The organism is Bradyrhizobium sp. USDA3516, from assembly GCF_057651995.1.
This window is the reverse complement of sequence record NZ_JBYGYN010000004.1, coordinates 299,601-317,732: the sequence shown is the minus strand read 5'-3', so window position 1 is coordinate 317,732 and position 18,132 is coordinate 299,601. Positions and strand designations below refer to the sequence as shown.

General features: G+C 64.9%; 16 protein-coding genes. 8 read left to right on the top strand and 8 right to left on the bottom strand.

Features of this window, described 5'->3' with window-relative positions:
- Positions 1-409: 409 nt before the first annotated feature.
- Positions 410-2,653, bottom strand: a complete 2,244-nt coding sequence (locus AC24YW_RS15735; RefSeq protein ID WP_487483592.1) for a caspase family protein — start codon at positions 2,651-2,653, stop codon at positions 410-412.
- A gap of 407 nt (positions 2,654-3,060) precedes the next feature.
- Between AC24YW_RS15735 and AC24YW_RS15730 the strand changes: the two genes are divergently transcribed.
- From AC24YW_RS15730 to AC24YW_RS15715, 4 genes are all read left to right on the top strand, one after another.
- Complete coding sequence (locus AC24YW_RS15730) at positions 3,061-5,061, top strand: autotransporter domain-containing protein (protein ID WP_487483591.1); 2,001 nt, start codon at positions 3,061-3,063, stop codon at positions 5,059-5,061.
- A 164-nt stretch (positions 5,062-5,225) separates the two neighbouring features.
- Complete coding sequence (locus tag AC24YW_RS15725; protein ID WP_487483590.1) at positions 5,226-6,005, top strand: NAD kinase; 780 nt, start codon at positions 5,226-5,228, stop codon at positions 6,003-6,005.
- Between the two features lie 92 nt (positions 6,006-6,097).
- Positions 6,098-6,643, top strand: a complete 546-nt coding sequence (locus tag AC24YW_RS15720; RefSeq protein ID WP_008549760.1) for a response regulator — start codon at positions 6,098-6,100, stop codon at positions 6,641-6,643.
- A 28-nt stretch (positions 6,644-6,671) separates the two neighbouring features.
- A complete protein-coding gene (locus AC24YW_RS15715; protein ID WP_487483589.1) occupies positions 6,672-7,250 on the top strand; it encodes an Hpt domain-containing protein in 579 nt (192 codons plus the stop codon).
- 154 nt (positions 7,251-7,404) lie between these two features.
- Here AC24YW_RS15715 and AC24YW_RS15710 read toward each other — a convergent pair whose 3' ends face one another.
- From AC24YW_RS15710 to folE, 4 genes are all read right to left on the bottom strand, one after another.
- Complete coding sequence (locus tag AC24YW_RS15710; protein WP_487483588.1) at positions 7,405-8,574, bottom strand: DUF2336 domain-containing protein; 1,170 nt, start codon at positions 8,572-8,574, stop codon at positions 7,405-7,407.
- A 286-nt stretch (positions 8,575-8,860) separates the two neighbouring features.
- Complete coding sequence (locus tag AC24YW_RS15705) at positions 8,861-9,880, bottom strand: transglycosylase SLT domain-containing protein (RefSeq protein ID WP_487483587.1); 1,020 nt, start codon at positions 9,878-9,880, stop codon at positions 8,861-8,863.
- 226 nt (positions 9,881-10,106) lie between these two features.
- A complete protein-coding gene (gene hisI, locus AC24YW_RS15700; protein WP_487483586.1) occupies positions 10,107-10,529 on the bottom strand; it encodes a phosphoribosyl-AMP cyclohydrolase in 423 nt (140 codons plus the stop codon).
- 26 nt (positions 10,530-10,555) lie between these two features.
- Positions 10,556-11,248: a GTP cyclohydrolase I FolE gene (folE, locus tag AC24YW_RS15695; protein WP_036010520.1), complete on the bottom strand. Its 693-nt coding sequence runs from the start codon at positions 11,246-11,248 to the stop codon at positions 10,556-10,558.
- Between the two features lie 252 nt (positions 11,249-11,500).
- On the opposite strand from folE, the gene AC24YW_RS15690 reads away from it, so the two are divergent.
- Positions 11,501-11,956 carry an iron-sulfur cluster assembly scaffold protein gene (locus tag AC24YW_RS15690; protein WP_487483585.1) on the top strand — a complete coding sequence of 152 codons (456 nt, stop codon included), beginning with the start codon at positions 11,501-11,503 and terminating at the stop codon, positions 11,954-11,956.
- A gap of 166 nt (positions 11,957-12,122) precedes the next feature.
- Here AC24YW_RS15690 and AC24YW_RS15685 read toward each other — a convergent pair whose 3' ends face one another.
- Positions 12,123-13,019: a COG3904 family protein gene (locus AC24YW_RS15685; RefSeq protein WP_487483584.1), complete on the bottom strand. Its 897-nt coding sequence runs from the start codon at positions 13,017-13,019 to the stop codon at positions 12,123-12,125.
- Between the two features lie 227 nt (positions 13,020-13,246).
- Between AC24YW_RS15685 and yidD the strand changes: the two genes are divergently transcribed.
- A complete protein-coding gene (gene yidD, locus AC24YW_RS15680; RefSeq protein WP_487483583.1) occupies positions 13,247-13,585 on the top strand; it encodes a membrane protein insertion efficiency factor YidD in 339 nt (112 codons plus the stop codon).
- An 80-nt stretch (positions 13,586-13,665) separates the two neighbouring features.
- Positions 13,666-13,872 carry a hypothetical protein gene (locus AC24YW_RS15675; protein ID WP_036044035.1) on the top strand — a complete coding sequence of 69 codons (207 nt, stop codon included), beginning with the start codon at positions 13,666-13,668 and terminating at the stop codon, positions 13,870-13,872.
- Here the strand turns inward: AC24YW_RS15675 and AC24YW_RS15670 are convergent, their stop codons facing one another.
- Together AC24YW_RS15670 and AC24YW_RS15665 are read right to left on the bottom strand one after the other, a co-directional pair.
- Entirely contained in the window at positions 13,873-15,087 is a 1,215-nt protein-coding gene (locus tag AC24YW_RS15670; RefSeq protein ID WP_487483582.1) for a hypothetical protein, read from the bottom strand.
- Positions 15,088-15,089: 2 nt separating this feature from the next.
- Positions 15,090-16,457 (bottom strand): APC family permease, encoded by a 1,368-nt coding sequence (locus AC24YW_RS15665; RefSeq protein WP_487483581.1) that lies wholly within the window; start codon positions 16,455-16,457, stop codon positions 15,090-15,092.
- Positions 16,458-16,790: 333 nt separating this feature from the next.
- Between AC24YW_RS15665 and AC24YW_RS15660 the strand changes: the two genes are divergently transcribed.
- The gene (locus AC24YW_RS15660) at positions 16,791-18,113 is read left to right on the top strand and encodes an alpha/beta hydrolase (RefSeq protein WP_487483580.1); all 1,323 of its coding nucleotides are present in this window, start codon (positions 16,791-16,793) and stop codon (positions 18,111-18,113) included.
- Positions 18,114-18,132: the final 19 nt, after the last annotated feature.

The window sequence follows — 18,132 nt, the reverse complement described above, 5'->3', positions numbered from 1 at the left end:
CTCTCCCTGTTCGGCGGCGCTCGACGGCGGCCCGCTCGCACGGGAGACCTTATCCGCAAATTGCGACGCTTTGGGGAATCGGAGCCCTAAAAGCCGATGCCGAGTATCAACACGAAATCGCGACGACACCAGAACTCGCGGCAGGAGGTATCCGTGGCTAGCGAAGCAATTTGGGTCGGCGGGCGGACGCGCACGATGGCCGGCCGGGCTGCATGCAAGGCCCGATGCCCCGACGCGAAGGGTCGCGCGATGCGTCCCTCGCTCTGATCGGCAGCCGCAGGCGCTGCCACCGACATCGTAACCGCCGCCGATGCGGCCGCAGCAAGCATCAGCGAATGAAACCGTTTCATATCCCGCTCCATCCCTTGCCCCGACACCAGCCAGCTAACGCCGCCGGCCGCCGATCGTTTCAGAACCCGACGCCGATCATGGTGCTATGACCGCCGCCGCCGCCACTCACGATGCTCGGACGTGCGACGGCCTGTTGCCGGGCACGCGGCGCATCATTTTCCGGCCTCGCGCGCCTGGCCGGCTCGCGGTCGGCTTCGCGGCTCGTCTGCTTGCGGCGCGGCTTGTCCTCGTCCTCGTGCTTGCGCGAGGCGGTCGCGGCCGGCGCCGGTTTCTCGTTGGCGACGCAGAGCTCGCCCTTCAGCGTTTCGTCGCCCTTGCACTGGATCGGGCAGACGCGCGTGGCGCGTTTGGCGAGCTCCCCGACGAGATCCTGAGTCACGCTGATCTTGTCGGCCTCTGCCGACTGGCCGCCGATGGCGAGATAGCGGACGAGCGCGGCCTTTGTCGGCTCGCTCAGCTTGCCGTCGGGCTTGCCGGTCAGACATCCCAGTCGGACCAGCTCGGTCTGCGCCGAGGCGACGAGCTGGGGCGAGTTCGGCTGGGTCGCCGCCCGCTTGGCGGCCTCTGCATTGAAACGGTCGATCGCCGCGACGACGAGCGGCCCGAGCCGGTCGCAGGTCACCGTCCTGGAGAATGCTCTGAGGTCGTCGATGCCCGTGCCCTCGCTGCCCTTGGCGATGATCGCGTCGAGCTTGCCCTGCTGGTCTTTGCAGGCCGCTTCCCTGGACGCCGCGAGCTCGGCCGCCTTGCGCGCCTCCTCGGCCTCCCTCGCCTGCTTCTCGGCCGCCGCCTTCGCGGCGGCAGCTGCGGCTGCCGCGCGATCGCGCTCGGACTGCTCGGCCTTCTGCCTGGCTTCCTGCGCCTTGCGCTCGGCCTCGGCCGCCTTGGCAAGTCGCTCGGCTTCGGCCGCAGCGGCGCGGCGTTCATCGTCCTGGCGCTTCTTCTCTGCGGCAGCGGCGGCCGCAGCCACCCTCGCCTTCTCGGCCGCCTCGGCTTCGCGGGCGCGGCGCTCGTCGTCCTCGCGCTTCCTCTGTGCGGCGAGCTCGGCCTTCTCCGCGTCCACCTTGCGCCTGGCCTCCTCGGCAGCCTGACGCGCCGCCTCGCGTTCGGCGCGCGCCTTGTCCTCGCGCTCCTGGATCGCCTGCTTCAACAGATCGATGCGCTGCTGCGCGGTGATCGCGAGCGGCGCATCGGGAAAACGCCTGATGAAACGCTGCAGCACGGGGATGTCGACGCTGTCCTTGATCTTGTCCCACTCGATCTGCTCCCGGGTGGGCGGCGCATCGCGGCTTGGCGGCGCCGATTGTGGATAGGCTGCAACCTGGATATTGGCCTGCGGCGCTTGCGGCTGGCTCGCCAGCGCCTCGATCTGCGCGCGCGCCAGCTCGGCATAGAAGCCGGTCGGATGGGTCGCAAGGAAGACCTCCCATGCCCTCCGCGACCCGATCTTCTGCACCAGCTCGTAATCCGCCTTGACGTCACTGACCGGAGCCTCGCGCGGCACGGCCGGGGCCGGCACCAGCGAGATCGTGCCGCCGCCGAGCGCGCCGTAAACATAGGGCTCCTGGCGATTGGCCGTCGCCTTCAGGACTTCGTCCCTGACGCGACCGAAGGCAAGGCGAATGTCGAGACCAGGGACGGGAAGATTCTTGAGGATCGACGTGGTGAACGGACTGTGATCTCCGTCGCCATCATCCGCCGTCGAGCCGGCCTTCGCCGCGTAGGCGATCAGCGTATCGGTCATTGTGGGCTCGACCTTGCCGAGACCGCCGCTGACCGCGCGGGTCGCCATGTTGCGCCGCTCGCGCTTCATCGTGCCGACGAACGGATTGTCGCGGCAGGCATCGAGAATGACCAGACGAAGCCGCCTTGCGCCATCGGCCGAGGAGACAAGCCGCTCCAGCGGGATGGCCTCGTCCTCGGCGTCGCGGTCGGAAGCCAGCCTCGCATCGACCGGGATGAGGTAATTGGTGCCGCCGATCTCGAGCCCATGCCCAGCATAATAGACGACCGCGATGTCGGCTTGGTCCGCCGTGGCCTCGAACTTGCGGATCGCGCGCTTGAATTCGAGGTTGCCGACATTGTTCAGCGTCTCGACGGTGTCGAAGCCGGCGTCGCGGAACATCTTCGCGACCGAGGTGGCATCGCGCGATGGATTGGGCAATTGCGGCACGGAGTGATAGAGCGAGTTGCCGACCACCAGCGCCACGCGCCGCTCGGCGAACGCGGAATCGCTCGACAGGACCACGAACGAGAGGGTCCCGACGATCGTCGCAGCCGCTGCGATAAAGCGCCTGAGCATCAAAATTCCATGTCGGCAGGCACCCGTACCGGACGTGTTCCGGTCCCGAGGTGACGTGCAAGGGACCCGGATGCTGGAAACGCGAAACGCGGCCTGTCCGAAAAACTATAAATCTGACCGGACTTTATCTTTACGTCGTCAACCGATCAATGCGCGATATCGACCGTTGCCGGAAGGTATTCTATTCCCCGCCGCCGCTTCCGTGCGTGACCTGCGTCACAACTCGACCTCGGAAATCGCTGTGACGTCACATCACATGTGTGTCTTCGCAGGTACAACCTCGCGAAAATCCGCTGTGGAGCCACCGGTCGCCGACGGATCGAGCTTTCGAGCGCCGACCGGGTGATCTACGTTTCCGGAAGTTTCAAGCGTGCTCAAGTCGATTCTTTTTTGTTTTGGGGACTGGGATGGCATCGTTTGTGCCCTCGCTGATCGGGCGGATCAGCAACGTGAAGATCGTTTCTGGAACGGCGGTGGCTCTTGCGCTGAGCTCCTCGACAGTGTTCGCGCAATGTGCGCCACCGGTCCAGACCGGCGTGCCGCTGGCCAATCAGGGCCTGCTGGTCATTCCCCCCTCTGCCGCGGCCTCAGCGATCTCGGCCGCGATCGGCAACGTCAACACCGCCTTCCTGACCCAGCAGGGCAGCGCCTTCGTCTCGGCGCCGGCGAATCCTGCGCCCGACCAGCCCGGCGGCGGCGTGTGGGGCCGCGCCATCGGCGGCGAAGTCACGCTGAAGTCGACCTCCAGCTCGAGCAGCACCAACGTCCGCAACGACACCGGCGCGGTGGTCAACACCTCGACCACGAACTGCGCCAACTCGGTGAAGGCGAGCTTCGCCGGCGTACAGGTCGGCGCCGACATCGCACGGCTGAACTGGAACGGCTGGAACGTCCATCTCGGCACCACGGCCGGCTATCTCGGCTCAAAATCGGACGACAGCTTCGGCTTCAGCAACAAGTATGAAGTGCCGTTCTTCGGCACTTACGTGGTGGCGACCAAAGGCCGGTTCTTTGCCGACCTGATGGTCCGTTCCGAGTACTACAACATCACCCTCAACAATCCCGGCCTCACCTACTTCAACCAGCCCGTGGGTGCGCATGGCTATTCCGTCTCGGCCTCGGCTGGCTACAATTTCGACCTCGGCAACAACTGGTTCGTCGAACCCTCGGCCGGCTTCATCTATTCGAACACCTCGGTCGACAGCTTCGTCAATCCCGGCACGGCCCTGCTGAACATCCCCGGCACGGTTTCCACCAGCGACATCAAGAGCGAAATCGGCCGCCTCAGCCTGCGCGCCGGCACCACCATCGCGACTCCGAACGTGATCTGGCAGCCGTTCGCTTCGGCAAGCGTCTTCCACGAGTTCGCGGGCAGCGTCACCACCAACTATACCTCGCTGCCGAACGGCGCCTTCCTGACCGGCGGGCCGTTTGGTCCCGGCCTTGTCCCGCAGACCTTCAGCCAGACGACCTCTACCTCACGCGTCGGCACCTACGGGCAGTACTCGCTCGGCATCGCCGGGCAGATCGTGAACACCGGCTGGCTCGGCTATGCCCGTGTCGACTACCGCAACGGCAACAACATCGACGGCTGGACCGGCAATGCCGGCATTCGCTACCAGTTCACGCCCGAGACGATCGCTGCCGTGATGCCGACCAAGGTGCCGGTCAAGGCGCTGCGGCCGGCCGTGACCATGGTCAACTGGACCGGCTTCTATGTCGGCGGCGTCCTCGGCGGCGCGGGCGGTCGGACCGATATCGGCTTCGGCGGTAACCCGCCAGGCTCGGGCACGAAGCCCTGGACCTTCGGTGGCCTCGGGGGCATCGAACTGGGTTACAATCATCAGCTTGCCAACAATTGGGTGCTCGGTGTCGAAGGCGATATCGTCGCGACGAACCTGCACGGCAGCCGCACGGCCGGCACGGCCAACGGGTTCGATCCCGTCACCGGCAACAGCGTGGCTTTCAGCCCTGCCCTCATGACCGCGACCGATCGATCCAACTGGATGGCAACCGTGACCGGTCGCGTCGGCTATTCCTGGTACCGCACCCTGCTCTACGGGAAGGCCGGCGTTGCGATCGAGGACGGCAATGTCTCGGTGAACTGCATTTACGGATCGACCGGTACGCTCGGTGGCCGCGCCTGCCTCAACCAGGCCGGTGCGATCACCCCCGGCTTCGCGACGTCCGGCTATACCCGGGTCGGCTGGACGATCGGCTTCGGAAGCGAGTTCGATCTCGGCAAGGGCTGGTCGGCGAAGACCGAGTATGACTATCTCGCCTTCGGCCGCCGTTCGGCGCTCGCAAGCGACGGCACCACCACGTTGACCGACAAAGCAGATGTCAGCCAGGTGAAGGTCGGCCTCAACTATCGCTTCGCGCCCCAGGCGGTGGTTGCCAAGTACTGAGACGATCGGGCGATCCACCTGCTTTTCACCCTGAATTGAACCGGGCGGCCGCTAAAACGGCCGCCCGTTTGCTTTGCAGAGTGCGTCCTCGACAATACAGGCCGATCTCGTATAGACGAGCCCGGCGGAACTTAATCGAGCCAGCGGCACCTGCCTGGGAAGCCATGACCAAGTCCTCGCGATACGACCGGATCGCCTTCGTCGCCAGCCCGAGCAACGAGGCGCAGGCCGCCTTTGGCCAGCTGACCAGGGATTATGGCAATTGCGATCCTGACGAGGCCGACGTGGTCGTCGCACTCGGGGGCGACGGCCTGATGCTGCAGACGCTGCACCACCACATGCGCACAGGAAAGCCGATCTACGGCATGCACCGCGGCACGGTCGGCTTTCTGATGAACGAGTACTCGACGCATGATCTGCGCCAACGGCTCGAGACGGCGCATGAATCCGAGATCAATCCGCTCTTGATGCGCGCGACCGACGTCAACGACCGCGTTCACGTGCACCACGCCATCAACGAGGTCTACCTGTTCCGCCAGACCTCCCAGGCGGCGCGCTTGCGGATCCTGATCGACGAGCGCGAGCGCATGCCGGAGCTGATCGCCGATGGCATTATCGTGGCGACGCCGGCCGGCTCGACTGCCTACAATCTGTCGGCGCAGGGGCCCATCCTCCCAATCAACGCCGCCCTGCTGGCACTGACGCCAATCAGTGCCTTCCGGCCGCGGCGCTGGCGCGGCGCCCTCCTGCCCAATACCGCCTATGTCGTGATCGAGGTGCTGGAAGACGACAAGCGCCCCGTCGCCGCGGTCGCGGACCACGAGGAGGTTCGCAGGGTCCGGCGCGTCGAGGTGCTTTCGGACAAGAGCATCTCGATGCGGATGTTGTTCGACCCCGGCCACAGCCTGGAGGAACGTATCTTGCGGGAACAGTTCGGCTACTGAGCGTCGTCCTGCCGCCCGCCTGACCGCAACCCTTCGTTAACTCCCGGCACGATATGGTTAATGAAGGTTGACCCGCTTCTGGCCCGGGCGTCATGTTCCGTATCGACTTCAACAAGCTGCGCTTCCTCGTCTGCGACGACAATCCGCACATGCGCCGCATCCTGCGGACGCTGCTGCATTCGTTCGGCGCGCGCGAGGTCTACGAGGCCGAGGACGGCGCCACGGCGCTGGAAATGTACAGCCATTACGTGCCCGACATCGTCATCACCGACTGGGCCATGCCGATCTTCGACGGGCTCGAACTCGCACAGATGATCCGGCAGCCGGAATCCAAGGGCAATCCCTACGCCCCCATCATCATGCTGACCGGACATTCGGAGAAGCGTCGCGTCACGGTCGCGCGCGATGCCGGCGTCACCGAATTTCTGGCCAAGCCGATCTCGGCCAAGGGGCTCTATCAGCGGATCCTCAACGTCGTCGCCAATCCCCGCCCCTTCATCAAGACCAAGACCTATTTCGGCCCCGACCGGCGCCGCAACACCAACTCCGCCTATATGGGCCCAGAGCGCCGCGTCGGCGAAAAGCACGAGGTGCTGCAGCAGCCCTCGCTGCTCGACAAGGCCCGCTCCTCCATCTAGCGCAACCTCTTCAGACGAGGCAGGCATCATGGCGAAGAACAGCGCAAAGGACATCGAGGTCAAGGCCTTCGCCACGCACCAGGTCATCACGCAGCCCAATCCGCTGCGCAAGGTCCTGCGCCGCGTCGAAGAAAAAGACCTGGACGACCCGGTCGGCCGCGCCGAGCAGGCGCTCGCGGGCCTCGCCAGTGAGTTCAAGGACTGGATGGCGATCGAGGTCCAGCGACTGTCCGCCGCCTGGACGGCCGTGCAGAAGGACGGCTTCACGAAGAAACTTCGCGACGAGCTGTTTCACGCCGCGCACGACATCAAGGGCGATGCGGCGACGTTCGGCTTTGCTTCAGCGGCAGGCGTCGCCGAAAGCCTTTGCCGCGTCATCGAGCACGCGCCAGACCTGGACAAGGTGCCGGCCGAGCTGTTCACGCACCACGTCAATGCCATTCTCGCCATCGTGCACGAGAACACCAGGCTGGACAGGATCAGCGTCTCGGCCGAGCTCAGCCGCCGCCTGCGCAAGGTCGCCGACGATTATCTTGCCCATGTCAACCGCGATCGCCCCGAGCATCTCGAGGTGATCCTGTCCCCGAGCATCGCGCCGGGGGAATAAGGCCTCACTCTCTCCTCTCGTTGGAGAAGCGCGCCTCAATCACCACGATCGAACTCGTAGGGTGGGCAAAGCGGAGCGTGCCCACCATCTGTGGCTATCATGGATTGATGGTGGGCACGGCGCTTTGCGCCTTTGCCCACCCTACGGCAGCTCGTTACGCTGCAATCAGATCGTCGTATATGATCGCATCATCCGCGACGAGCTCGTCGCAGAACAGCCGTGCCTCTTCGCGCGCGGACTCGGTGGCGAAGCGGCGCAGCAGGACCATCAGCGGCTCCGTGGCGCCGCGATCGGACTCGCAATGAGTGAGCACGCGTTCGACCATGCGCCGGCGCAGCCGCACCGCGCCGTCGTCGCTGTCGACGAAGCCCTGCTCGTGGCAGGCATCGAGCGCGACCTGGAACGCCGCAAATGTCGCCTCCGGGAGCCCGGCGCGACGGAGCAGCGCGTGCACGCTGTTGCCGCCGCGCTCGTGCAGCAGCGCCGAGACGCGCGCCAGCGGCAGATCGGCGAGCTCGGCGAGTGCCGCGTCGAACAAGTCCAGATTACCCGACAGCAGTGCGCGCAGGATCAGGCCCGCGGTCAGCTGGCCGGTGATGCGCAAATGCCGGACCAGGCCCTGCATGTCATCGCCGCGCGAGCGCGCCGCAATGTTCATGGTGGAGCGATCGCGCGCTTCGATGGTGATGCGGTCCGCGCGCTCGGCGCTCAGCCAGTTCCGCGCCACGACGAATTGCGCCAGCGTCTCGGACAGCTTTGCCACCAGCGCCGCACGCGTTGCGGCCGGCAGATCCTCCAGCACCAGCATCGCCTCGCGGATCGCGGCGAGATGACCGTGACGCTCGACGATCCGGTCCCAGGAGAACGGGGCGAGCTCGGCATGGGGATTCTCGATCAGCTCCAACGCGGCAGCGGCGCAGCCGACTTCGGCGATCGCGGCGCACACCGACACCGGCAATGCGATGCGGCGGGCGACGGCGCATTGCACCTCCTCGCCGCCGGTCGCGACGATGTCGACGAGATCGGCGTCGATCAAGAGCGGGGAATGTTCGAGCACCGGCAGCGCGACCGTCGGCTGATCGGCTGACAGCGCCCGCACGATTGCGGCCGGCGCGTCGAGACTGCGGGCAAAGGCTTCGGCCATCGCCTGCCGCACCAGCGGCGAGGGATCGTCGAGCAGCATCAGAAGCGCGCCCTCGGCGGCGATGCGATCGTCTGCAGAAAGGTCCGAGATCAGCCAGGCCCGGGCCAGCGCCCGTGTGGCCTCGGCCCGCTCGCCTGCGGGTGCCGTCCTGATCCAATGAATGAACTGCCGAACAATCATGCTGCTTCCGGCTTACACAACAAACGAAAAACGATGACGCTCGTCACCTGCAACACAAAATAAACCACGACGCTTAACAAAGCGTTCACCATAACCGGCTGGTTTCATTGATGATTTGTTAAGGGGAGAAAGCCGCCTTGGTCTCGTGCCGCGGACGCAGCGCAGCACGCAGGTGATGCGTTGCCGAGCCGGGGCCCAGATGGTCGAGAGCAGTCTTGTTGCATGGGTCCCGACTCTGCGCCGCAGCGCTTGCGCGCCGCAGCGCGTCCGGGACACGAGATCTCGACTAGCTTGAGAACGTACCGCTGCGATCACTGAAGAGATCGAGCGGTTGCGGCGGCCGCACGTCCGGCGTCACTGAGGCGACCGAGGTGAGCGAGGCATTGTTGCCCCATAGTTTCTGCACCGTGGTCGAGACCGGCTGCGTGGCATCGCCGGGTTGATAGATCGATCGAAACACCGGCGTGCCCGGCGCATTGTCCGCAGCATGTGTCGACGCCGTCGCGCTGACGGGCGTCACCGTGCGGTTATTCGGGAAGGTCTGGAGATAGGCCGCGTTGTCCATGACAGGCGCAGTCGGCACCACTGCATTGGCACTCGCGACCTGAGTGGTCGAGGGCGTAGCGCCATACATCGCCATCGCGCTGCGGGTCACCTTTGAATTGGCCGCGCTGGCATAGCGGCTGTCCAGGACCGAATAGACCTCGGAGACGCTGCGGGCGCGGCCGTCCTTGGCGTAGAAGATCGGGCGGTTCGCGGCCGCCGCGTTGGGAAACAGCCGCGCGCCGACGGCTTGCGGATTGTCCTCGGCATTGGCGATCAATTTCGCCGCGCCGCGGACGCCCATGAAATGGGCCATGTAGAGTTCGCTGTCGCTCGGCCTGCGCCCGAGCAGGCCGGTGAGCTTGAAGCTGTTCGACTGCGTCAGCGCCGCGGCCATGGCGGAAGCGGCTTCGGGATCGTCGCGCAGCTTCATGATCGACCGCTTCTTGACGGGATCGTCGACGGTGTAGGACCCCGATGACGTCCTGGTGATGGCGTCGGCGTAGCTGCCATAGCCGAGCTGGGCACCCGCTTCCTTCACCGTGCCGAGCCAGGTCTGGTCGATGAACTGGTAGAGCCCCTGCGCGGACGAGGTGGTGGCGGCGGCCGTCGGATTGAAGTCCGATTCCATCTTCGCCGTGGTCAGCATGTACTGGAAGCTGACGCCCGTGACGTTCGAGGCCTGCTTGATCGCACCAGCGACACGCGCCCGCGACGGATCAAGGCCGGCCGTCTGCGTGACACTGAAGCTGTCGATCGACATGGTGGAGGGCCCGCCCCGCGCGGCGCTGAGCGACGCCGGCAATTCGGCGCCCGTCGTCTCACCGTGGGACAGGTATGGTTAAGGCGGGGTTAATTGACGCTCATTCCGGGGCATCGCGAAGCGATGAACCCGAACATCCATTGAGCTGTCCGTATGCCGTGCGATGGATCCTCAGGTGCGAATTGCGCACGATAGCTCGCGCTGCGCGCCCCGGAATGACGGAAGACTACTTCTTGTAGACGTCGCTGGGATCGAACAGCCGATCCGCATTGGTGAAGACCAGCCTGGTTCCCCCACCCTCCGCCTCGACCTTGCGGTAGAAGCACGACCGCCGGCCGGTATGGCAGGCCGCGCCGATCTGCTCGACGCGGATCCAGACCGCATCCTGATCGCAATCGGTGCGCATCTCGACGACGCGCTGGGTCTGACCTGACGTCTCACCTTTTCGCCACAAGGCATTGCGCGAGCGGCTGAAGTACCAGGCTTCGCCGGTCGCAATCGTCTTGCGCAACGCCTCCTCGTTCATGTGCGCGACCATCAGCACGTCGCCGGTAGCGACGTCGGTGGCGACGACCGTCACGAGGCCAGCGGCATCGAACCTGGGCAGGAAGGCAAGGCCCTCCTCGATCTCGTGGGAATGAGCGGACACGGCAACTCTCGCCGGTTGTCGCGAGGTCAGCGCGTCGTGCCTCGCACCAGGGACAGGAAACGGGCCTGCTCCGCCGGATTGTCGCGGAACATGCCGGTGAAGCGGCTCGTGAAGGTGGAGGCGCCATGCTTGGCGACGCCGCGCACCGACATGCAGGTATGCTCGGCCTCGATCAGCACGGCAACGCCGCGAGGCTTGAGGACCTCGTCGATCGCGGCGGCGATCTGCGCGGTCAAGTGCTCCTGGGTCTGGAGCCGGCGGGCAAAGATGTCGGTCAGGCGGGCAAGCTTGGACAGGCCGACGACGCGCTCCACCGGAGTATAGGCGATATGCGCCTTGCCGTAGAACGGCATCATGTGATGCTCGCATTGCGAGGTGAACTCGATGTCGCGCACCAGGACGAAATCGTCATAGCCTGCGGTCTCGCCGAAGGTGCGATCGAGCACCTCGGCCGGGCACTGGTGGTAGCCCTGATAGAGCTCGTCGAAAGCCTCGACGACGCGGCGCGGCGTGTCGAGCAGGCCCTCGCGCTCGGTGTTCTCGCCGATATAGGCGAGCAGCGTCTTCACCGCCGCTTCCGCCTCGGCGCGCGCGGGGCGCGGCTGGTCGGCGCGCACGGCGGCCGCGAGGAATTCGGCAGGATCAAGCTCGGCCGGACGGCTCTCTGGCTGCCGGTCGGAGGGCTTGCCCGGGCGGATGGATTTGATTGCAGCGTCCATATCTTCTCCGTTCGACGGCCTAACGGCCGGAGTGTCACCGGCAGACGGGGCGGCCAAGCCGCCAGACGCCTGAACAGAACAGTTTCGGTGCAAAAGTCCCGAGGTCACAACGCCGGCAGCGCAGATCTGGATCACGGCCACCGCATCGCTGGACTGTTTTTCCACCAGTTCCGCCCCTATATAGGACCGTGGGCGGCGCCCGCCAAGGCCGATCCGGCGGGAAGCGGGTGCGGACGTGTTGGACTCCATCACATGCTGAACGACATTTACAACAAGCGGATCATCGAGCTGGCCGGGAATATTCCGCGCCTCGGACGGTTGTCGGACCCCGATGCCTCCGCCACCGCCCATTCCAAGCTGTGCGGCTCGACCGTGAAGGTCGATCTGAAGATGAGCGGGGACATCGTCACCGACTTCGCCCATGACGTGAAGGCCTGCGCCTTGGGCCAGGCCTCTTCATCCATCATGGCAAGTCACGTGGTTGGCTCGACTGCGAGCGAACTCCGTGAGTTACGCGAAACCGTTCGCAAGATGCTGAAGGAGAATGGTGCGCCTCCTCAAGGCAAATGGGAGGAGATCAAGTTCCTTGAGCCGGTCCGCGACTACAAGGCGCGCCATGCCTCGACGCTTCTCACCTTCGATGCCGTGGTCGATGCCATCGGCCAGATCGAGGTCAAGGCCAAGCAGCCGGCCGCAGCGCAGGGCTGAGCCCCTCTCCCGTCATTCCGCGGCGATGCGCAGCCTCGACCCTGATGCGCAAGTGCGCACCAGGGGAATCCCGAGCCGAATTGCATCGTGAGATTCTCAGGTGCGCACTTGCGCACCAAGGTCCGCGCTGACGCGCGCCCAGGAATGACTGCCAAGAATTATGGGCTTACTTCGGCGTCGCAGCAACAGCGGGCGTGACGACGCCACCGGTCGGCACCACAGCTTCCGCCGTCTTGGTCGACTTGTTCGCCTGCTCCGGTTCCGTACCGAACCTGGCTTGCGTCTTCGGGGCGGCCTCCGCCATTGCCGGCGCCGAGATGTCAATATACGGGAGCACGTCGGCCACGAGATCGGTCGTGACCAGGTTGGTGAGCTTGAGTTCGCCGGCGTCGAGCTCGTGCAGGTCCTCCCAGGGCGGGACGCTGAGCGCAAGCGACAGCAGGTCGCCGGCGCCACCCATGTCGAAGGTGTATTTGGCGAGGCGGCCGATGTCGCGCTCCACGATCATCAGGTCCTGCGCGCTGTAGCTCGCTGCCCTGGCATCGTCGGCGCGATCACCCATCCAGATCTGGTGAACCCGGACATGGGCGGCTTCCGGCACGTAGCGCTTCTTGCCGGCCAGCAGCAGGAACACGCACATCGATTCGCAATAGGCTTCCGGCGCAACCGCCGGGCGCGTCGATGGGCCACCACGAAGGCTTACGCCGACCGTGGTCAAAAGCCCGAGATTGCGGAAACGCCGGCCGAGGGTGATCGCGTCATTGACGGAACCGCCGCTGGAATCGAGCACCACGGTGGCGCCGCCGAGCTGCCGACCGCGCGAAAACTCCTCGAACTCCTTAGGGGTATCGGCAGTGATGATGCCGACCGCGCTGATCCAGCCCCGGCAGTTCGGCTCGCAGGCGACCCAGCTGAACTTCATCGGCAGCTTGCGCTCTTCGAGGGCAGCGCCGGCGCGGGCCGACGATCCGAATGTTGCGACGGCGCCAGCCAGCGCGACTCCACAAACGGCGGTTCCCACCAGCAACCAGCCGCGAAGATTGAGCGACGTCAGAAGTTTCAAACTGGTCCCTTCCCCAAGCCCCAAAGCGATTCAGGCAAGCCCCGACAGCGTCCGATGAGTCTACACACGGACGTCACAAAAATGGTATCCGGGGGAATACAGTTCGTCCATAGATACTTGCTGCACTGCTCCCAAAAAGCATGCAAAATATGGCCGCGGAAACAATAGCTTACGGTTCCCTGCGCCGGAACCGTGCAACACTGCGCCCAAGGTCGCAGCAAGCGCTCATGAAGCATTCAGCCTGCCAGCGCTGTTCCAGTTCCGTCGATGGTGTGCTCCGGCTGCCGCGCAGATTCGGCCGTGGGCTGATCTGGCTGTATCGCCACACGCTGTCACCCCTGGTCGGGTACAACTGTCGACACCTGCCGACCTGCTCCGTCTATGGCGATGAGGCGATCGAACGGTTCGGGCTGTGGGCCGGCAGTTGGATGACGCTCGCGCGCCTGCTCCGTTGCCATCCCTTCGGCACGTCCGGCATCGACAACGTGCCTCTCACCGCGCCCAAAGGCGCGCGCTGGTATCTGCCCTGGCGCTATGGCCGCTGGCGCGGAGTCAATGCATCCTGAAATTTGGTGCAGCGCTGCCCGACCGGAACCTAAGACTTTCCGCTCGCGTTGTTGCGACACTCCCACGGGAGGAAACAACAATGCGCTGGAAAATCAGCCCGCATTTTCACGTCAAGCCTGGTCCGAATCTCGATCACCGGGCGCACGATCCGCGAACCATCGACCTGCTCGCCATCATCGCTTTGCTTGCACTGGTCCTCGGCTCAGGCTGGTATCTTGAGCGGAGTCTTGCGACACAGCCGAGCACGACGACGTTCATCGTGCCAAGCCAGAGCGTGCATTGGTGATCACCGGTACCAGAAAAAGCGTCCCTGTGACGGCGGGACCGATTCCGGCGGCCGCAGCCGCTTCGGGCGCGGCGGCTTCGGCGCCGGCTCGGCGGCCGAAGTGGTTTCCGCGGCCGGTGCGGTCTCGCTGCCCGGCACTTTCACCGCCAGCAGCAAATTCGATTCACGCATGCGCCAGCGATAGCCGACGCCGAAATCGATCGGCTGGGCGCGCGTGAACAGCTCGGCGTAGCGCTCCTGGTAGCGGCCCGGGAATTCGTCGATGGGGCCGAGATAGCGACCGAACGGGAAGAACCGCCATTGCCGTGCATTGTAGTTCGCGAGCGGAATGCCGGAATCGTCCTGGATGATGGTGGCGCTGTTGGCGAGCAACCAGTCGCGTGCGACGGTGAAATTACCGGAGTGCAACAGGTAGGACGCACTCTTGATCAGGCTGTTGCCGGGCCCGAGCGTCTCGCAGAATTTCAGGAAGCCCGCGGCACGTGCGCCGGAATTGGAGAGGTCGGTGGAGAAATAATACAGCGTGCGCGTTTCCCCGTCGCTGCCTGCGAAGCTGATGCGGACACCGCGCGTCGCGTTTCGTCCGGGATTGTCGTCGCCGACATGTAGCCCGCCCTTGTCGTCGAGCGCGACCATCTCGACGTTGCGGATGGTCTTGCCGGAGCGGGCGAGGAAGACATAGAGGATCGGCAGGGTGCCGTTGACCTGGTTGGCGCTCAGGTCGACCTTCATCTGCTTGGTGATGAAGAACGAGAAGCTCAGGATCGAGCCGAGCGAGCGTTCGACGTTGTAGAGCGCAGCGCCGACCGAACCACGCGGCAGCCGCGTCAAATCCGGGACCGCGCCGACCGGCTCCAGCGCGCCGAGCACGTAGCTGCTGGCCTTGGAATAGAAGGCGTTGGCGTAGAGGAAATCGGGGCCGCTGAACAAATAGAACATGGTCGGCCGGGGCGCGGCCAGATTGACGTCGGCCCAGTTGCGGATCTTCGAGATCTGACGCTGCTCGAGCTGAGCGAAGGCGCCGTCGAAGAATTTGGCGTGACGCTGCCAGGCCGGGTCCCTGGTGAGCGGCACCAGCGGCGAGTCCGCCGAAGGCTGCATGCCGGCAAGGAAGCGCGCCGTGTCGTCGAAAGAGACGTCGGCGGCACGCGCGGACGAGACCGCCGCAGCGAGCAGGGCAACAGCAACGGCCGCAATTCTAAAGGAGCGGAGCATATCTATTCGCGATGCGGTGATGCGGCAGCGGCGACGGGCCGCCTGCGGAAAACAGCGTAAATGAAAAGGCCGGAGAGCATGACGAGCATTCCCGACAGCGACTGAAGCGGCCGCTCCGTCAGAAGGTAGTACATCATGAACGCGGTCACGAGCAGAAACACGAGCGGCGTGAACGGGTATCCCCAGGCGCGATAGGGCCGCGGCAGATCGGGATCGGTGATCCGCAGCTTGATGACGCCGGCGACCGTGAAGAACGAGCAGAACAACAGCGCGAACTGGATGAAATCGAGCACCGCCTCGAAGCTGCGCGTGAACAGCAGAAGATTAGCGATGGCCAGTTGGAACAGGATGGCATAGGCCGGCGCGCCGCTCACCGACCGCTTGGAGAAGACGCGCAAGGCGGGAATATCCTCCCCCATCGTCATCATCACGCGCGGGCCGATCCACATCATCGCGCTGATCGAAGAGATCAGACCGAAGCAAATCATGGCGCCGACGATCCGACCGCCGAGACTGCCGAAGATGGCCGTGCCGGCGACACTGGCGACGTCGAGCTGGCCGGCGAGCGCGCTGACCGGCGTCGAATGGAGAAATACCGCGTTGAGCGCGACATACAGCACGAGCACGATCAGCGTGCCCGCGAGCAGCGCGCGCGGCAGATTCTGCTGTGGCGTCCTCATCTCGCCGATGATGTAGGTGGCGGCATTCCAGCCCGAGAACGAATACATCACGAAGACGAGCCCGATGGCGAAGGGCGCGCTGACGATGTGGGCGATATCGCCCGGCTGCGGCGTGAAGCTGATCGGCTGCGGCACGGCGATGATGAAGCCGGCGACCAGGAAGCCGACGATCAGCACGACCTTGAGGACGGTCGAGATCAGCTGGAATGTGGATGAGTGCCTGACCCCGGTCAGTTGCACGAGCGAAACCAGCCACACCACGCCGATGGCGAGCGGAATCGCCGGCAGATCAGGTACGACCGATTTGGCATACTCCCCGAACGCCATCGCGGCGAGCGCGACCGGCGCTGCGAAGCCGACCGTGGCCGACACCCAGCCGGCGAGGAAACCGAAGGCCGGGTGATAGGCGCGGCCGAGGAAATTGTACTCGCCGCTCGAGCGCGGGAACATCGCACCCAACTCGCTGTACGCGAACACACCGCACAGCGCGACGACGCCGCCGACCGTCCAGAGCAGCAGGATGGAGAAGCCGGACGGGATGTCCTTGACCTGGAAGCCGAGGCTGGTGAAGACGCCAACCCCGATCATGTCGGCCACGACGATGGCGGTGGCGACCGGAACGGAGACCCCGGCCCCCTTCCCGGTCAGCCGGTCCGTCCAGGGCGGGGTACCCGCATCTGATGCCGTCATCGGGGTCCTTAAACCTCAGGCGCTTCGCATCGTGGGCCCATCGTGCACTTTGGCCCAGTCAATTCAAGCAGGGTTAACAAGGGTTAAATGAGGCATCGGAAGCAGGTATCGAAACACCGTAAGCCCGCGCTTTTGGACGATGTCTGTGAATTTACCCGGATTTGCCCGTTCCACTTCCCCACAATCAGGACACGATTGCATGGTCCTTTCGAGCGTTCCGGATGTGGGGAAGTTTCTCCGGACGCTTAACGTCGCCTAAACGCCAGTCGGCTCAATTGTTTCAAGATTGCCGATGGACGTAAGACTTGGGTCGTGACTTGGGGTCATGGGTGGATGGTTGGGGCCGCTCTTAAACTGAGAGCTGATGATCGTGCCGATCGGACAATGTCCGGTCGGCATGGTCGCGCGCTCCGGGGCGGTCTGATCTCAGCCTTGGTGCCTTTGTCGCTGACTCTGGTTCAATGCGGCAAGGCGCCGGATCCGGCTGCGCTGGCGGCGAACTCCCAGGCGAATGTCCAGGTGGTCGCCAAGACCAATTCGCAGGCGTCGAACGCGCGCGTGGCAAGCGGCGACACGTTCGAGGACCGCTTTCCTGCCCCGCAGTTCAGGGAGCGCTTTCCCTCGGCGAGTGAAAGCTTCCTGCAACGGCAGATGTCGGACTTCTCGCCGAAGAGCGCGGTCCAGCGACAGGCACCGGACCAGACGCCCTACAAGGTGGCCTCGCTCGAGCCGCAAGTCCCGTACAAGCGCCCCGCCCGCGAGGATCTGACGACACTCGTCAGCATGAAATCGTCGGCCTTTCCCTATTTCGGCAACAACCCCGCCTCCGACGCGCCCTTCCTCAACATTTCCAAAGGCGACCGCCGCGGCCACCGCAGCTATTCCGGCCGCGTCTACTGGCAGAACGAGACCTACAGCGACAGCCGCGTACTGGTGCACGTGCCCGAGCATTTCGACCTGCGCAAGCCCGGCGTGATCGTGGTGTTCTTCCACGGGAATGGCGCAACGCTCGAGCGCGACGTCCGCGACCGGCAGATGGTGCCGAAACAGGTCACCGATTCCGGCGCCAATGCGATCCTGCTTGCGCCGCAGATGGCGGTCGACGCCGCCGATTCCAGCGCAGGAAAATTCTGGCAACCCGGCGGCTTCAAGCGCTTCATGGAAGAGTCGGCGACCCATCTGGCCCGGCTCACCGGCGATCCCAACAGCGCCCGCGCCTTCGCCAACATGCCGATCGTGATCGTCGGCTATAGCGGCGGCTTCCTGCCGACGGCCTGGAGCCTGGAGGTGGGCGGCATCAGCGACCGGGTGCGCGGCGTGGTGCTGCTCGATGCAGTCTATGGCGAGATGGACAAGTTCGCGTCCTGGATCGAGCGCCACCGCTCCGGCTTCTTCGTCAGCGCCTACACCCGCTACACCGCGCGGCGCGACCGCGAGCTGATGAGCATGCTCCGCCAGAAGGGCATCGGCGTCGCCGAAGACATGGACGGGCCGCTACGACCCGGCAGCGTGGTGTTCGTGGAGACCGGCGAGGGCATCACCCATCGCGACTATGTCACCCGCGCCTGGACGCGCGATCCGCTCAAGGACGTGCTGGTGAAGATGGCGGCAACGCCGGCGCTCGCGCTGACGCGCGTCGCCTCCACAAATCCCTAGCCGGGCTAAAATTAGTTCC

Coding starts and splice junctions, on each gene's coding strand:
- AC24YW_RS15735 (WP_487483592.1), bottom strand. CDS start 2,653: ATGCTCAGGCGCTTTATCGCAGCGGCTGCGACGATCGTCGGGACCCTC.
- AC24YW_RS15730 (WP_487483591.1), top strand. CDS start 3,061: ATGGCATCGTTTGTGCCCTCGCTGATCGGGCGGATCAGCAACGTGAAG.
- AC24YW_RS15725 (WP_487483590.1), top strand. CDS start 5,226: ATGACCAAGTCCTCGCGATACGACCGGATCGCCTTCGTCGCCAGCCCG.
- AC24YW_RS15720 (WP_008549760.1), top strand. CDS start 6,098: ATGTTCCGTATCGACTTCAACAAGCTGCGCTTCCTCGTCTGCGACGAC.
- AC24YW_RS15715 (WP_487483589.1), top strand. CDS start 6,672: ATGGCGAAGAACAGCGCAAAGGACATCGAGGTCAAGGCCTTCGCCACG.
- AC24YW_RS15710 (WP_487483588.1), bottom strand. CDS start 8,574: ATGATTGTTCGGCAGTTCATTCATTGGATCAGGACGGCACCCGCAGGC.
- AC24YW_RS15705 (WP_487483587.1), bottom strand. CDS start 9,880: ATGTCGATCGACAGCTTCAGTGTCACGCAGACGGCCGGCCTTGATCCG.
- folE (WP_036010520.1), bottom strand. CDS start 11,248: ATGGACGCTGCAATCAAATCCATCCGCCCGGGCAAGCCCTCCGACCGG.
- AC24YW_RS15690 (WP_487483585.1), top strand. CDS start 11,501: ATGCTGAACGACATTTACAACAAGCGGATCATCGAGCTGGCCGGGAAT.
- yidD (WP_487483583.1), top strand. CDS start 13,247: ATGAAGCATTCAGCCTGCCAGCGCTGTTCCAGTTCCGTCGATGGTGTG.
- AC24YW_RS15675 (WP_036044035.1), top strand. CDS start 13,666: ATGCGCTGGAAAATCAGCCCGCATTTTCACGTCAAGCCTGGTCCGAAT.
- AC24YW_RS15670 (WP_487483582.1), bottom strand. CDS start 15,087: ATGCTCCGCTCCTTTAGAATTGCGGCCGTTGCTGTTGCCCTGCTCGCT.
- AC24YW_RS15665 (WP_487483581.1), bottom strand. CDS start 16,457: ATGACGGCATCAGATGCGGGTACCCCGCCCTGGACGGACCGGCTGACC.
- AC24YW_RS15660 (WP_487483580.1), top strand. CDS start 16,791: ATGGTTGGGGCCGCTCTTAAACTGAGAGCTGATGATCGTGCCGATCGG.